This is a genomic window from Amycolatopsis mediterranei (genome assembly GCF_026017845.1).
GTDB classification, from domain to species: domain Bacteria; phylum Actinomycetota; class Actinomycetes; order Mycobacteriales; family Pseudonocardiaceae; genus Amycolatopsis; species Amycolatopsis mediterranei.
Genome location: NZ_CP100416.1, coordinates 3,706,833 through 3,707,362 on the forward strand (window position 1 = coordinate 3,706,833; position 530 = coordinate 3,707,362).

Here is a 530-nt window from a genome sequence, read left to right on the forward strand (position 1 = left end):
AAGGAGAGTTTGCCGTCGCCGAGGGTGTAGGTGAGGCGCCGGTTGACGCGGTAGGACCCGGCGGGGACCTCGACCCACGGGAGCTGGGAGAGCAGCCAGCGGGTGGTGATGCCGCGCATTTGCGGCAGGGTTTTGGTGGTGGTGCTCAGGGTCCGGGCGGCGCGGACACTCAGCGACAGCTGCACCGACGTCGTTTCTTCGGTGAGGGTCACGGGGTCACGCGCCGGTCGGGTTCGGGGGTTTCGGGCGGGCGGGTGCCGCCGGTGCGCGGACGATCCGGGCGGCGGTGGTGCCCAGCCCGGTCGGCCCGAACGCCGAGGCGGGCAAGGCGGGCGGGCGGCCGGGTGCCTCGGGGTGGCGGGGCGGGGTGACGGGCTCGGGCATCATCCCTCCCGGCCGATTTCGGCGTTTTCGAGGACGGCGAGGGCGTCGGGCACCAGCACCGCGGCGGAGTAGTAGGCGGAGACGAGGTAGGAGATGATGGCTTGGTCGTTGATGCCCATGAAGCGGACGTTGAGTCCGGGTTGGTA

1 protein-coding gene and 2 pseudogenes are annotated in these 530 nt (G+C 71.5%); all 3 read right to left on the bottom strand.

What is annotated here, in order from left to right; genetic code table 11:
• Positions 1-212 (bottom strand): annotated as a pseudogene (locus tag ISP_RS17500) (Crp/Fnr family transcriptional regulator); the annotation flags it as partial.
• 4 nt (positions 213-216) lie between these two features.
• A complete protein-coding gene (locus ISP_RS17505; RefSeq protein WP_155258926.1) occupies positions 217-384 on the bottom strand; it encodes a hypothetical protein in 168 nt (55 codons plus the stop codon).
• Positions 384-530, bottom strand: a pseudogene (locus ISP_RS17510) (Crp/Fnr family transcriptional regulator); the annotation flags it as partial. The gene ISP_RS17505 and the pseudogene ISP_RS17510, both read right to left, overlap by 1 nt.

Coding starts and splice junctions, on each gene's coding strand:
- ISP_RS17505 (WP_155258926.1), bottom strand. CDS start 384: ATGCCCGAGCCCGTCACCCCGCCCCGCCACCCCGAGGCACCCGGCCGC.